This is a genomic window from Dechloromonas agitata is5, from assembly GCF_000519045.1.
Classification (GTDB): domain Bacteria; phylum Pseudomonadota; class Gammaproteobacteria; order Burkholderiales; family Rhodocyclaceae; genus Azonexus; species Azonexus agitatus.
In genome coordinates this window covers 2,983,295-2,996,709 of record NZ_KI912532.1, presented here as the reverse complement: position 1 = coordinate 2,996,709, position 13,415 = coordinate 2,983,295, and the positions used below count along the sequence as shown (strand labels likewise).

Below are 13,415 nucleotides of genomic sequence, written 5' to 3'. Positions count from 1 at the left end.
TCACCGACCTCCGCCTTGTGTCAGTTCGGCCAGCATGTCTTCCGCCGCCTGGCGGACGACTTCGAAGCCGGCGACGATGCCCGGCGCCAGTTCCCTGACCTTGTCCTTCTGTGCCGCCCGGGCCGCTGTTTCGGCGGCCTTGCAGCGTTCTGCGAAGTCCTTGAGGCCGAGTGCGGCGCTCGAGCTCTTCAGGTTATGCACGATGCGGGTGATGCGTTCGAGGTCGAAATCCTCGCCAATGGTGGCCAGCACAGTGACATGCGCCTTGCCCTCGCGCAGGTAGGAGTTGACGATGTTCGGAATCACGCTGTCCGCCGCTTTGCCCAGGCTGGTGCGCAGGTCGCGGAAATCGAAGGTGGGCACGGCGGGCAGGGCGGGGGCCGGCTGCGGAGTGTGGCCGGGGGGCTGTTCGCTCTCGCCCTCTCCGGCGACGATGCGGCTGGCCGGCAGCCAGCGCAGCATGGCCGTGCTCAGGCTGCCGATGGTGACCGGCTTGGGAACATAGTCGTCCATGCCGGCTTGCAGGCACATTTCGCGGTCGCCGGTCAGCGCATTGGCCGTCAGGGCGATGATCGGCCGGCGCGGCAGGCCCTGCGCCATCTCGCGTTGGCGAATCAGACTGGCTGCGGTGAGGCCGTCCATCACCGGCATCTGGACGTCCATCAGCACCAGGTCGAAGGCCTGCCGGTTCAGGATGTCCAGCGCTTCCTGGCCGTTGGTGGCCTGGCTGACGCTGCAGCCCAGGGCAGTCAGGATCTGTTCGAGGATCAGGCGATTGGTTTCGTTGTCCTCGACCATCAGCACGCGGGCGCCGAAATGCAGGGTGCCGCCTTCCTCGGCCCTTGCTTCGTCCTCCTCGGCCAGGTCCCAGACCTGGGCCAGTTCTGTCCACAGCGCAAGGTCGCCGAAGGGTTCATGCAATTCGCCCTCGACCCATTCAGGCATGGGCTGGGCCTGGCCTTCCGGGCTGCCTACGCCGAGCACCATCAACACCGGCGCATCCGGCCAGGTGTCGCGCAGTTCCAGGATGTTGCGGAAATCGGTGTCATCCTCGACCAGGAGGGCATCGGCCATGAAGCCGGCAGGTTTGGCGTTGCCGATGCCGGAAGTGGCTTCGATGCCCGCCCAGCGCAGCAGGTTCAACCAGTGCTGGCGGCGTGCTGCATCGTTGCAGGCAACCACGACGCGCCGGCCACGCAGTTGCGGCATCCATTCCGGCAGGCGGCGATTGAGTCCGGTGCCATGGGTCATCGGCAAGGCGATGGTAAAGCGCGACCCCTTGCCGAGCGTGCTGTCCACCTTGATCTCGCCGCCCATCAGGTGCACCAGGTCATGGACGATGGCCAGGCCGAGGCCGCTGCCGCCGAAGCGCCGGCTCATGCTGTTGTCGGCCTGGCGGAAGGGGGAAAAGATGTCGTGCAGGGCCTCGTCGCTGATGCCGATGCCCGTATCGCGGACCAGTATCTGCAGATACTCCCGTCCATCGGCTGCCGTTGCGGGGTGGCAGGAAATGCGGATGCTGCCGCTGTTCGTGAATTTGACGGCGTTGTTGACCAGGTTGTTGATGATCTGGCCCAGCCGGTACTTGTCGCCGAGGATGTGCTCGGGTAGCGATGGATCGATGTCGAACCACAGGGCCAGCCCCTTCTTGCGAGCCGCCGGGGCGAAGGACTGGGCGACCTGGCCGATCACATCACGGAAATTGAAGGGCAGCTTTTCCAGTTGCAGGCCGCCGGCCTCGATGCGCGAGAAGTCGAGAATGTCGTTGAGCAGGAAGAGTAACGAGTCGGCCGAGCCGCGCAGGGTGGCCAGCTGGCTTTGCTGCTGGGGCGTCAGGCGGCTGGCAGCCAGCAGGTCGGCGACGCCGATGATGCCGTTCATCGGCGTGCGGATTTCGTGGCTCATGTTGGCCAGGAAGGCGCTCTTCGCCCGGTTGGCGCCTTCGGCGGCTTCCTTGGCGAGCAACAGTTCCGCGGTGCGGCGGGCGACTTCCTCCTCGAGGTGCTCCCGATGCCGGGCCAGTTCCACGTCCCGGTCGGCGATCTCGATCAGCATCGTATTGAAGGCGTCGGCAAGTTGGCCGATCTCGTCATTCGAGTGCTTGTGCGCCCGTTCGCTGTAATTCTTGGTGCTGGCGACGCGGTTGGCCGTATCGGTCAGCGAGCCGAGGGCGGCGAGCAGCGAGCGCTGCATGCGGTGGGCGATGAGTAGCGCAATGAGGAAGGCGGCGATGGCGGCCACCGTCATCGTTGCGAACTCGACGGCAACGTCGCCCCAGACGCGCTGCAGGCTGGCGGTCAAGGCCACGGAGCCGACCCGCCTCCCGTTCATCACGATCGGGACAATGGTCGTGACGTGCCGCCAGTCGGCGATCTGCCGGTGGCCATTGGCCAGCCTCGGCTGGCGATGTTCGGCCGCGGGCGGCTGGGCACCCGGCTGCTGGTAGGGATAAGAGAAGCTGCCATCGCTGTTGCTCATGTCGGCAGCGACGATGTCCGGATACAAGCCGAGCGGTGCGAACAGGTGTTCGGCGGCCGGCCGGTCCTGGAACTCGACGACGGCCGTTGCGTTGAAGGCGATGACCTCGGCCATCGAGCGCAGTTCGGTCAGCTTGGCGCTGCGTCGGTGGTCGATCTGGCGGGCGGCGAAGAACAGCGAGGTGAGCAGCAGGCTGATGCCGAGCGAGACGGCAATGATCAGGGCCAGGCGGCGGCGGATGGGCAGGTCGCGTTTCATCGGCTGCCTCCGACGATCTGCCGCGCCAGGCGCAGCATTTGTGAACTGGCTTTCAGGCCGGCCCGGCCGATCGCCTCGTGATTGACGTCGAACTGCAGGCGGCTGTCGGTGCGGATCAGCGCGATGGCACCGCCGTCACGGGTGAAGGTTTCGACATCGCTGACCGTCAGGATCGGCTGCCGGTCCACCCAGCGCAGCACCGCGCCGACGCGGGCTTCCTCGGTTTCCGGGATGAACAGTTCCTGGCAGTCGGTCAGTTGTTCCGGGCTGCTAACCTTGCGGATACGCAGTTCGCGGCCGGCGATCTGGCGACCCTCGTAGCCGGCGAGGTAGGGGCCGAGGCTGTCGCGGCCGAACAGGCAGATATTGATGGTGCTGCGGCTGGCCGGCCATTCGACATATTTCAGGAAATTGACCAGGTAGGCCGCCTTCAGTTGCGACTCCGAGGTCACTTCGCCGAAGGTCGACGGTATCGCCAGTGCCAGGCAGATGGCCAGTGCCAGGCGATGGACGAGGCGTCGAAGCAGTGGGCGGGCCATGCTTTGCTCAGAACGCCCAGCGGGTGGTCAGCATCAGCGACGGCGCCAGTTCGGTGGCGACGCTGGAGATGTAGTCGGAAATGTACTCGAAGCGGCGGGCACCGATCAGGTTGCGCCCGATCAGGGCGACTTCGAGATTGCGGTCGAAACGGTAGGCGTAGCGCAGGTCGATCGTCACATAGCCGGGGACGCGGATGGACGTGGTGTAGGGCGCGTTGTAGCGCTCGAAACCGCCCGATGTGCGCAGCCAGAGATCGAGTTGTTGCCGGGTATCGATATTCCATTGCGAGCGCAGCGAGCCATAGTGGCGGGGCGTGGACTTTTCTTGGAAGCGGGCCATGTTTTGCTGGGCCGTGTTGCTGTACTCGTTCATGTCCAGCTGGCTCCAGCTGTACGACAACTGCAGGCGCCAGTCGGGGGTGGCCAGCCAGTCGATGGAAAGCTCGGCGCCATTGCTCCAGCCGGCCAGTTCATTGGCCACCTGGCTTGTCGCGTAATAGGCAGCCTTGCCCTGGAGTGCTGCCGGACAGGCGCCCGCCACATAGCCGGGAAAGGCTGGCGAGCAGCTGTAGAGGCTGCCCAGGGAGCCGCCGCGCAGGTCGGTGTAGCGGTAGCGGTAGAGACTGATGTCCCCGCTCAACGCGGGCGAGAACTGTTTGCGGTAGCCAATCTCGACGCCTTGCGTCCGTTCTGCCCGCAAACCGGCCCGGCTGCCCGGCAAGGCAAAAATGAAGGTCGGGATGCTGAGACCACCGGAGTTGGTCACGTTGACGCTCGAAAAGACCGAGATGTCCTGCTCGGCGCGGGCCATCGTGCGTGGAGCCTCGGCGTACTTGAACCAGATCGAGTCGCTGCGCGACGGCGTCCACAATAGCGTGGCATTGGGTGATATGTAGCTGCCGTTGCGGCTGGCATGATCCCAGCGGATGCCGAGTCCGAGCTTGAGGGTCTCCGGCAGGAGTGTCCAGTCGTCGTGCAGGAAGATGCCGGAGTTGCGCTGGGTGTAGGCGGTTCGATCGATGCCGAGATAATCGGTTGCCGTGCCCGGCACGGTGATGTCGTCCGATGAACTGCGGTGGGAGAAGCCCCACAACAGGTCGTGAGCGGCGAAGGAGTAGCGGGACTGGTAGTCCACATCGAAGGTGGTGCGCTCTTCCTTGATGACGTGGTCGATATCGATGCTAGAGCGGTTGGCCGATAGCTGCACCGAGGACTCGACGCCGCTATCGCTCAGCCAGCGATAGCGGCCGACCAGGCTCTGGCTTTCCGTCGTCTGGCGCAGCCTGATCGGGGTGATGCCGGCGAAGACCGCAGTCGGGCCGAGACCCGGAATGGTCACGGTCCGGAATTGCGGGTTGATCATCCACAGGTCGTCGAGCGTCGAAAGCGAGGCGTTGGCCCAGACGCTCAGGTCGCGGCCGGCGTTCAGGTCACGGTCGAAGCGAAAATCGACGACGGCATTGCTCAGCCGGTCGTCTGAATCCTGGCGGTTGGCATATTGCTTCGAGGGTTCCTTGTGCCGCCCCTGGGCAGACAGCTTCCAGCTCGAGCCGGATTGGTCGGCCCGGCCGAGGCGGGCGTAGACATTGCCGGCTCCCTGCGTTCCCGCCCCGACGTTGATCGCCCCGCCAGCCTGGCTGCGGCTGTGGCGGGTAATGATGTTGATCACGCCATTGACCGCATTGGCACCCCACATCACGGCGCCGGCTCCGCGGATGATCTCGATGCGCTCGATGTCGTCGAGCGGCGCCGGATCGAGCTCCCACATGACGCCGGAGAACAGCGGGTGATAGATGCTGCGGCCATCGACCAGCACCAGCAGCTTGTTGGCGAAACGGCCGTTGAAGCCACGTGCCGAAACGGCATAGCGGCCGCTGTCGATCTGCGCCACCTCGATGCCGGGCGCCATCCGCAGCACGTCGGGCAGCGCCTGGGCTCCGGAACGCCGGATATCCTCCGACGAAATGACGAAGGCCGCCGCCGCCACGTCGGCCAGGCTCTGGCTCTTGCGCGAGACCGAGGTGATGTCGGTCTTGACCAGATCCTCGAGGCCGAGGTCCTCGATGGACGGGGGGGCTGCCTGGCTGTTGGCTGTCCAGAAAGCAGCGAGGGCGGAGAGAAATATCGCGGACTTCATGCTTCGTTTCAGGATTGCGCTGCCAAAGATCGCTTTTTTCATATTTTCTGGACGTGTCAGCTATTGTCGTCATCAGCCGGCGGCAATGCAAGCAAAACTATGACTAAAGTGACAAATTCACTGGAAAATTCGTGAGGATGTGCGCACTCCCCGGCCGTGGCGGCTGGCGCGAGGTGGCTGCTTGCTCAGGCGAGCAAGGCGACCGACTTGATCTGGGCACGCAGCGCAAGGCCAGGGCGGATGCCGAGTTTTTCGGCTGAGCGCCGGGTGATGCGGGCGAGCATCGGGTCGCTGCCGACGGCGAGGCGGACGAGCATGTGGCCGGGCGTCTCGGTCGGGGCAAGATCGACCACCGTGGCCGCCACGCAGTTCAGGATGCTCGACTGACTGGCCGGAACCAATGCCAGGCTGACGTCCCGGGCGTGGATGCGGCAACGCAGGCGGGTACCGACCGCCTCCGGGCGCCGCGACACATAGATCGTCCCGCCAGGAAACTCGAGCCGCGTCAGGTCGTCTGCTTCATGCTCGGCGACGCGGGTTTCGAGCACAACCCCGGCATCGTCGGCGAAGACGGCCGACAGGTCGGTGCGGCTGAGCACGCTGTTGAGCGGGCCGCTGGCGACGACCCGGCCGGCATCGAGCAGGACGAGATGATCGGCCAGGCGGGCCACTTCGTCCGGCGCGTGACTGACGTAGATGACCGGAATGTCCAGTTCCCGATGCAGGTTTTCGAGATAGGGCAGGATTTCCAGCTTGCGCTTGAGATCGAGCGCTGCCAGCGGTTCGTCCATCAGCAGCACGCGCGGCGCGGTGAGCAGGGCGCGGGCGATGGCGACGCGCTGCCGCTCCCCACCCGACAGTTGCGCCGGTCGTCGGTCGAGCAGATGAGCGATGCCGAGCAGCTCGGCGATGTCGCCCAGGGCGACCGATCCGGCGGCGGCCCGCCGCTGCCCGAACTCCATGTTGCCGCGTACCGACAGATGGGGGAACAACCCGGCATCCTGGAACACCATGCCGAGGGCGCGCCGGTGGGTCGGCAGAAATAGCCCGCGCGCTTCGTCCTGCCAGATCTCGCCGTTCAGCGCGACATAGCCGCCCGGCGTGCGCAGCAAGCCGGCCATGGCGCGCAGGCAGGTCGTCTTGCCCGAGCCGGAGTGGCCAAACAGCGCACTGACACCGTGACCGGGCAGCGCCAGGTCGACATCGAGCCGGAAGTCACCGCGGTCGAGACGGAAGCGGGCTTCGATTTGGCCGCTCATGGCGTTTTCTTCCGTGCCGGGTTGAAGGTGTACAGCGCCATCAGCACGACGAAGCTGAACAGCACCATGCCGCCGGCCAGCCAGTGGGCCTGGGTATATTCCAGCGCCTCGACATGGTCGTAGATCTGTACCGAGACGACGCGCGTCTTCTCCGGAATGTTGCCGCCGATCATCAGCACGATGCCGAATTCGCCCACCGTATGGGCGAAGCCGAGGATGGCGCCGGACAGGAAACCGGGCCTGGCCAGCGGCACGGCAACCGACCAGAAGCTGTCCCACGGGCTGGCGCGCAGCGTGGCGGCGACCTCCAGTGGTCCGTCGCCAATCGCCTCGAAGGCGTTCTGGATGGGCTGCACGACAAAAGGCAGCGAATAGATGACCGACGCGATGACCAGGCCGGGAAAGGTGAAAGGCAGCAGGCCGAGGCCGAGCGCCTGGGTCAGTTGCCCGATCGGCCCGTTCGGCCCCATGGTGATGAGCAGGTAGAAGCCGAGGACGGTCGGCGGCAAGACCAGCGGCAAGGCGACGACCGCACCCACGGCCCCCTTGAAAGCCGAACGCGTGCGGGCCAGCCACCAGGCGAGGGGCGTGCCGACGATGAGCAGCAACAGGGTGACCACCGTGGCAAGCTTCAGCGTCAGCCAGACGGCGGCGAGATCGGGACTGTCCATGGACCGGGATCGGGTGAGCGGTGGGCGCAGTTTACACAGGGGCGGCCACTTTCCGAAACGCCGGGTGCCACGGCGTGTGATTCCATGTGAATTTCATCACGGCAGAATTGCGCTGGCTGGGTAAAACTGCAGTCGAGTCACCAAGGAGCACGATCATGTCAGCCAACCATCCCCAGACGTTACGCCCGCAACCCGCTAACGCCAGCACTGGCCGGGGTGTGGCAATGGCCGGGCAGGGCGACAACGGCCCATTCAACCTGCGCGACACGCTGAGTTGCATTTCGGTGCGGGAAACCAGCTTCAGCGAATTCCTGGCTGCCCTGAAGCAGCGCATGCCGCAGGGCGCCAAGCCCTGACAGGGCTTGCCGGCGGGGACAAGCTGGAAACCGGAGATTCGGCCGCAAGGCCGTAAGCGGGTGGTGCCCATGGGCAGGATCGAACTGCCGACCTCTCCCTTACCAAGGGAGTGCTCTACCACTGAGCCACATGGGCAACCTGGTGCTCCTGACGGGGTCAAAGTAACCGCTGTGTTGGCCGTGGTTACGTTGTTTCATCCGGTTCGATCTTTTCGATACCATCAGATATACCATCAGGTGCAATGCGCTTGAGGCTTGATGCTGCTTTCTTCCTCAGATCGTGATCGGTGGTCACGACTCAAAGCGGGGCGGATTGTATCAGTTAAATTCGTCTAGACAAGAAAAAGCAGAGTATTTAGCCCAGCCAAGCCTGAGATGAGGATTCTTGGCTACAAGAATTTGTTTGACTCAAGCTATCAATCGCTAACTCTCTGGATACTACTTCGGCATCGTTATCGGCAACTCAATAAGGCACTTAGCATGTTGCCGCAACGCGAGCATCGAGTCTTTCCTTAGGTCGAGGCGATGAGTTTTGCCACCTTTGTAGTGACGTTATGGCTTCAATCGATATAGAGGTGTACGGGTCCAGCTCAAGTGGGAATACTGCGGCTATAACATCAACATAGCGGCTGCTGAGTTGAGTTGGTCCTGGACAAAGGTGTATGACTATCAGGCGTCTTGCTTAAAAAACCTAGCAATCGCCAATGTCCGTTGTTCAGTATGCCTCTGTCCAGCGATCTCGGCTGTTTCCGATGAAGGGGATGGAGTTAGCACCTTTTGCCATCTCGGGATCCTTAGAGGGCAAATGATGACACCGATACGCAGTATTTCGATTAATGATTTATTCTTAAAAGTCAATGGTTTGTGATTGTTTTGATGCCGGAAATTGACGGATTTAAAACTTTATTGACTTTCTGTTTCATTAAGCTTGTGCCATGTTTAACAACGTCCAAGAAGGCACAATCATGGAAAATACCGTTCTGAATACAGCACTAATTCCGTTGGAGGGGTACGCACGATTGCCCCAAGTCCTAGCGGTTATCCCGGTTAGCAAATCCGCATGGTGGGCGGGGATCAGATTGGGCAAGTTCCCCGCTCCGGTCAAATTGGGCCCCCGAACGACTGCATGGCGCGTGGAGGATATCCGCGAATTGATTAAACGGATGGGGTAGTTTGGTTGGTGGGGTAATCCCCCCAGAATTAGGGGCGATCAGAAGTAGAGCTACGCGGCCATGGCCAGCCGCTGTTTTGGCGTGATGCCGCCCAAGGCCATGTTTGGGCGGTCGTGATTGTAGTCGTACATCCACTGGGTGGCGAAGAGCTGGACTTCATCGAGGTCTGCCCAGCAATATTGCGATAGCCACTCGTAGCGCACTGTCCGGTTGAAGCGCTCGACGTAGGCGTTCTGCTGGGGCTTGCCCGGCTGGATGTAATCCATCTTGATCTGCCGCTTTTCTGCCCAGTTTTGCACCAGGCCGCTGATGTTCTCCGGGCCATTGTCACATCGAATGGCGGCTGGTTTCCCCCGCCATTCGATGATCTGCTCCAGGGCACGGATCACCCTCTCGGCCGGCAGCGAGAAATCGATCTCGATGCCCAGGGCTTCCCGGTTGAAGTCATCGATCACATTGAACAACCGGAAACAGCGCCCGTCTTCGAGCTGGTCATGCATGAAATCCATAGACCACACCTGGTTGATGGCAGTCGGCACGGCCAGCGGTTCCGGTTTCTCCCGCACCAGCCGTTTCCTGGGCTTGATCCGCAGATTCAATTCCAACTCCCGGTAAATCCGATACACCCGCTTGTGATTCCAACCAAAGCCCTTCACGTTGCGCAGGTACAGGAAGCACAGCCCAAATCCCCAGTTGCGGTGGTTGTCGGTTAGCCGCATCAGCCAGTCGGCGATTTCCTCATTCTCGGCATTCTTCTTGGCCGAATACCGATAGCAGGTCTCGCTCACCTGGAAAATGTCGCAGGCCAAGCGGATCGAAATTCGCTTTCCGGCCACCACTTCCTTGGCCATCTCACGCCGGCGAGATGGCCGACCTACTTTTTTCCCAGGTACTCCTTCAGAATATCCGCCTTCAGGCGCTCCTCGGCGTACATCTTTTTGAGCCGCGCATTCTCGGCTTCCAACTCCTTCATCCGGGCCATCATGGACACGTCCAGGCCGCCGTATTTCGCCCGCCATTTGTAGAACGTCGCCGAGCTGATTCCCAACTCCCGGCACAACTCCGGCACCGATAGCCCACCCTCGACCCGCTTCAACGCCTCGATGATCTGGCTGTCCGAAAACTTCGACTTCTTCATGCAGAACTCTCCCTTTACGAGAAAATTCTACCTCTGACCGCCTTTATTGGCCGGGGGGATTACCCAGCCGCTAGCGGAAGTCAGTTAGTGACTTGGTTAGTGCCGAATCCTGGCCTTGGGGCAGCCTGATTAAGGAACAATCTGTTCGTGGATCTGTGTAGCAATCGGCTTCACATACGGCTAAGCAAAATGCTTTAGTTGCATATGCCTGGTTATATAAGCAGAGCCATGTAATGGAATAGGTTACCAAGCGGGTTACCAGAGAATTGGATGCAATAATCACACTTTCGGAAGTTACAGATGCAGCTTCACCTACTGAGATGCGTTGCTAATTGGCTTTTACGGCGGAAACTCAAGCCGTCGCGTCTTCAGGTTGTACGGGGGTACGCGAATTCGCGATTCGGGTATTTCGGGAATTCGAACACCGGCAGCGGTGAATAGAAATCTCCAGCACTTGGGTGGATGAGTACGATATCGCCGTTGATATAAGGCTGGATTTGGGCCGAAGCGGACCGTGGAGTGCTGGCCAGAGTCAGGCGGCAATTTACTGCTTACCGGTCTGTCAGCGGGTAAAGGCGTTCAAAGTCCTTTATCGTCTCTGGCGTAGGAGGGAGGGCTGACTCAAAAATTCATCTTGGCTATTTTAGTCTGCCGATGTCTCGTACTTACTCCTCGCGGCCTGCTTTACACAAAACATTCAAAATACGTCATAAATTGGACGTAAACCAGCTTAGGTAGGCGGACTCCGTGTTATGCCGTGACTGATGTGAGATAGACTTACTCGTTCGGCATTAGCAGCCAGCCTATCAAGCAGATTCACAGAAAACAAAGACAAAGGAAGCAACTTGGAAATCGAAATTTGGGACGGAGGTCTTCAAGAACAAGAGATTGAGGCGATCAAAATAATTGGGGCGGCGTTCTCCGATACCCAGGCTGATGACAAGTCCCAAGCAAGAGGCGGTTCACTTCGAGATCAGCTTCAAATGTTGACGCTCGTTGAAAACTGACCAGAAAAGCGAGGTTGTGCGCGCTGAAAATTGACCAGGGTGATTAACTCGTCCGCTCATTTTTTGAGCAGGATTTTAGGAGATGATCACCATGAAGGATCTGGGAAGGATTCGGCGGTTGTTTTATCGGGATGGCCTGTCGCTGTCCGAGATTTCGCGGAAGACGGGGTATAGCCGGAACACCGTCAAACGTTGGTTACGGACACCGGAAGGGACGGAGCCGAGGTACGAACGGCAGAACCCGAACGTCAAGATTGCCCCGTATGCGGCGCGCCTGATCAAGGCACTGGAGGCGGATGCCCGGCGCCCGAAACGGGATCGGCGTACCGCGCTGAAACTCTTTGGCGAATTGCAGGCTGCCGGATTCACCGGCACCTACTGCCGGGTCACCGAGTTCATCCGGCGCTGGCGGGCCGATGGCGGTGCAGCCGTCAGTAAAGCCTTCGTTCCGCTCCACTTCGAGTTGGGCGAAGCCTTCCAGTTCGACTGGAGCGAAGAGCATCTGGTCATTGGCGGCGTCTGGCGGAAGATACTTGCCTCACATCTGAAACTCTGCGCCAGTCGGGCCTTTGTCGTTCAAGCCTACCCGACGCAAGGTCACGAAATGCTGTTTGATGCCCACACCCGCTCGTTTGCTGCCTTGGGCGGCATTCCCCGACGCGGCATCTACGACAACATGAAGACGGCCGTCGATAAGGTGCAGAAAGGCAAATCCCGCATCGTCAATTCGCGCTTCTCGGCGATGGCCTCCCACTACCTGTTTGATCCGGATTTCTGCAATGTCGCCAGCGGCTGGGAGAAAGGCGTTGTCGAGAAGAACGTCCAGGATAGTCGGCTGCGGCTCTGGCAGGATGCCGGTAAGGAACGGTTCAGTTCGTTCACCGAACTGAACGTTTGGCTGCTCGAGCGCTGCCGGGGGCTGTGGCAGGAATTGCGTCATCCCGAGTACGCCGATCTGACGGTGGCCGAGATGCTCGAACACGAGCAACCCAGCCTGATGCCGATGGTGGCGCCGTTCGATGGCTATGTCGAAACATTGGGCAAGGTATCGAGCACTTGTCTGGTGACACTGGATCGCAACCGCTACTCGGTCCCTTGCGAACTCGTGGGCCAGGCCGTCAGCCTGCGTCTTTATCCAGAGCGGATCGACATTGTGGCGCACGATACTCGGGTGGCCAGTCATCCCCGCAACTTCAGTCGCCAGCAAACCCTCTACGACTGGCAGCACTACATTCCGCTGATTGAACGAAAGCCCGGTGCCTTGAGAAACGGTGCGCCGTTTGCCGACATGCCGGAACCGTTGCAACGATTACGCAACTTGCTCCTGCGCCGGGAAGGTGGGGATCGGGTGATGGCCAAAGTGCTGTCAGCGATTGCGCAGTTTGACCTGGAAGCGGTGCTGGTCGCCGTCGATCTGGTGCTGGAGTCCGGCCTACCCAGTGCCGAGCACATCGAGAACATGCTCAACCGCCTGAAGTCGGGTCCCATGCCGCCACCGGTGGAAACGCCACTCACCCTCAGCGAAGTGCCGATTGCCGATACTGGCCGCTATGACCGCTTGCGTACCGAGGTGACTGATCATGCGTGAGCTGATGAGCGAGTTCAAGGAACTGCGTCTGCACGGCATGGCCGGTGCGTGGGAGGAACTGACAGCCAACGGTGGCAGCCGTGTCGAAGCCTCCCGCTGGCTGATCGAGCATCTACTGCAAGCCGAGCATACGGATCGCGTGATGCGTTCGATTGGCTATCAGATGCATGCGGCCCGCTTCCCGGTACATCGTGATCTGGCCGGATTCGACTTCGAGCAATCGAAAGTGGATCAGAAGCTGATCCGGCAACTGGCCGACCTCTCCTTTGCCGAGGAAGCCCAGAACGTCGTGTTCATTGGCGGTACGGGCACCGGCAAGACGCACCTGGCCACGGCGCTGGGTGTCTCGGGCATCACCCATCACAGCAAACGGGTGCGTTTCTTCTCGACAGTCGATCTGGTCAATGCGCTGGAACAGGAGAAGGCTGCCGGCAAAGCCGGGCGGATTGCCTTGGGGCTGCTGCGTATGGACCTGGTCATTCTCGATGAGTTGGGCTACCTGCCGTTCAGCCAGGCCGGTGGCGCCTTGCTGTTCCACTTGCTCTCAAAGCTCTACGAGCACACCAGTGTGATGATCACGACCAATCTGACCTTCGCTGAATGGCCGAGCGTCTTCGGTGATGCCAAGATGACCACCGCCTTGCTCGACCGGCTGACGCATCACTGCCATATCGTGGAAACGGGCAACGAGTCGTTTCGCTTCCGGCACAGCACGGCCACTGCCAAGTCGAGGATCAAGGCACGGGAGCAGAGCAAGCGGGGAAATCCACCCGAAGCAGATCCGTTCTGATCGGGGCCGCGTTGGGAAATCC

11 protein-coding genes and 1 tRNA gene are annotated in these 13,415 nt (G+C 61.1%); 5 read left to right on the top strand and 7 right to left on the bottom strand.

The annotated features are described in order from the left end of the window. The 5 genes from K420_RS0114665 to modB all read right to left on the bottom strand — a co-directional run bounded on the left by K420_RS0114665 (position 1) and on the right by modB (position 7,342). The gene (locus K420_RS0114665) at positions 1-2,736 is read right to left on the bottom strand and encodes an ATP-binding protein (protein ID WP_027458715.1); all 2,736 of its coding nucleotides are present in this window, start codon (positions 2,734-2,736) and stop codon (positions 1-3) included. After that, the gene (locus K420_RS0114660; RefSeq protein WP_051453159.1) at positions 2,733-3,275 is read right to left on the bottom strand and encodes a YfiR family protein; all 543 of its coding nucleotides are present in this window, start codon (positions 3,273-3,275) and stop codon (positions 2,733-2,735) included. Before K420_RS0114660 ends, K420_RS0114665 begins: the two co-directional genes overlap by 4 nt. 7 nt (positions 3,276-3,282) lie before the next feature. After that, positions 3,283-5,412, bottom strand: a complete 2,130-nt coding sequence (locus K420_RS0114655; protein ID WP_027458713.1) for a TonB-dependent receptor plug domain-containing protein — start codon at positions 5,410-5,412, stop codon at positions 3,283-3,285. A gap of 185 nt (positions 5,413-5,597) precedes the next feature. Then, positions 5,598-6,671: a molybdenum ABC transporter ATP-binding protein gene (modC, locus tag K420_RS0114650; protein ID WP_027458712.1), complete on the bottom strand. Its 1,074-nt coding sequence runs from the start codon at positions 6,669-6,671 to the stop codon at positions 5,598-5,600. Next, entirely contained in the window at positions 6,668-7,342 is a 675-nt protein-coding gene (modB, locus tag K420_RS0114645) for a molybdate ABC transporter permease subunit (RefSeq protein WP_027458711.1), read from the bottom strand. The genes modC and modB overlap by 4 nt, the downstream gene beginning before the upstream one ends. 155 nt (positions 7,343-7,497) lie before the next feature. On the opposite strand from modB, the gene K420_RS20590 reads away from it, so the two are divergent. After that, the gene (locus K420_RS20590) at positions 7,498-7,698 is read left to right on the top strand and encodes a hypothetical protein (protein WP_157275112.1); all 201 of its coding nucleotides are present in this window, start codon (positions 7,498-7,500) and stop codon (positions 7,696-7,698) included. Between the two features lie 61 nt (positions 7,699-7,759). Here K420_RS20590 and K420_RS0114635 read toward each other — a convergent pair. Continuing rightward, positions 7,760-7,834 (bottom strand) — tRNA-Thr (locus tag K420_RS0114635). Positions 7,835-8,633: 799 nt separating this feature from the next. On the opposite strand from K420_RS0114635, the gene K420_RS0114630 reads away from it, so the two are divergent. Further along, positions 8,634-8,870, top strand: a complete 237-nt coding sequence (locus K420_RS0114630) for a helix-turn-helix transcriptional regulator (RefSeq protein ID WP_332308172.1) — start codon at positions 8,634-8,636, stop codon at positions 8,868-8,870. Positions 8,871-8,920: 50 nt separating this feature from the next. Here K420_RS0114630 and K420_RS0114625 read toward each other — a convergent pair. Continuing rightward, positions 8,921-10,008 (bottom strand): IS3 family transposase gene (locus K420_RS0114625; RefSeq protein ID WP_198293780.1). Its coding sequence is split into 2 segments (ribosomal slippage): positions 8,921-9,756 and positions 9,756-10,008, totalling 1,089 coding nucleotides; the frame shifts between segments, so codons are not numbered across the junction. Positions 10,009-10,853: 845 nt separating this feature from the next. Here K420_RS0114625 and K420_RS20585 point away from each other — a divergent pair. The 3 genes from K420_RS20585 to istB all read left to right on the top strand — a co-directional run bounded on the left by K420_RS20585 (position 10,854) and on the right by istB (position 13,393). Further along, positions 10,854-11,015, top strand: a complete 162-nt coding sequence (locus K420_RS20585) for a hypothetical protein (protein ID WP_157275111.1) — start codon at positions 10,854-10,856, stop codon at positions 11,013-11,015. Between the two features lie 91 nt (positions 11,016-11,106). Beyond that, positions 11,107-12,603, top strand: a complete 1,497-nt coding sequence (gene istA, locus K420_RS0114610) for an IS21 family transposase (protein WP_157275146.1) — start codon at positions 11,107-11,109, stop codon at positions 12,601-12,603. Continuing rightward, the gene (istB, locus tag K420_RS0114605) at positions 12,593-13,393 is read left to right on the top strand and encodes an IS21-like element helper ATPase IstB (protein WP_456297580.1); all 801 of its coding nucleotides are present in this window, start codon (positions 12,593-12,595) and stop codon (positions 13,391-13,393) included. The genes istA and istB overlap by 11 nt, the downstream gene beginning before the upstream one ends. Positions 13,394-13,415 lie beyond the last annotated feature (22 nt).

Excerpts from the sequence above, each read along its gene's own strand:
- K420_RS0114660 (WP_051453159.1), bottom strand. The coding sequence starts at position 3,275 with ATGGCCCGCCCACTGCTTCGACGCCTCGTCCATCGCCTGGCACTGGCC.
- K420_RS20590 (WP_157275112.1), top strand. The coding sequence starts at position 7,498 with ATGTCAGCCAACCATCCCCAGACGTTACGCCCGCAACCCGCTAACGCC.
- K420_RS0114655 (WP_027458713.1), bottom strand. The coding sequence starts at position 5,412 with ATGAAGTCCGCGATATTTCTCTCCGCCCTCGCTGCTTTCTGGACAGCC.
- modC (WP_027458712.1), bottom strand. The coding sequence starts at position 6,671 with ATGAGCGGCCAAATCGAAGCCCGCTTCCGTCTCGACCGCGGTGACTTC.
- K420_RS0114665 (WP_027458715.1), bottom strand. The coding sequence starts at position 2,736 with ATGAAACGCGACCTGCCCATCCGCCGCCGCCTGGCCCTGATCATTGCC.
- modB (WP_027458711.1), bottom strand. The coding sequence starts at position 7,342 with ATGGACAGTCCCGATCTCGCCGCCGTCTGGCTGACGCTGAAGCTTGCC.
- K420_RS0114630 (WP_332308172.1), top strand. The coding sequence starts at position 8,634 with ATGTTTAACAACGTCCAAGAAGGCACAATCATGGAAAATACCGTTCTG.
- istA (WP_157275146.1), top strand. The coding sequence starts at position 11,107 with ATGAAGGATCTGGGAAGGATTCGGCGGTTGTTTTATCGGGATGGCCTG.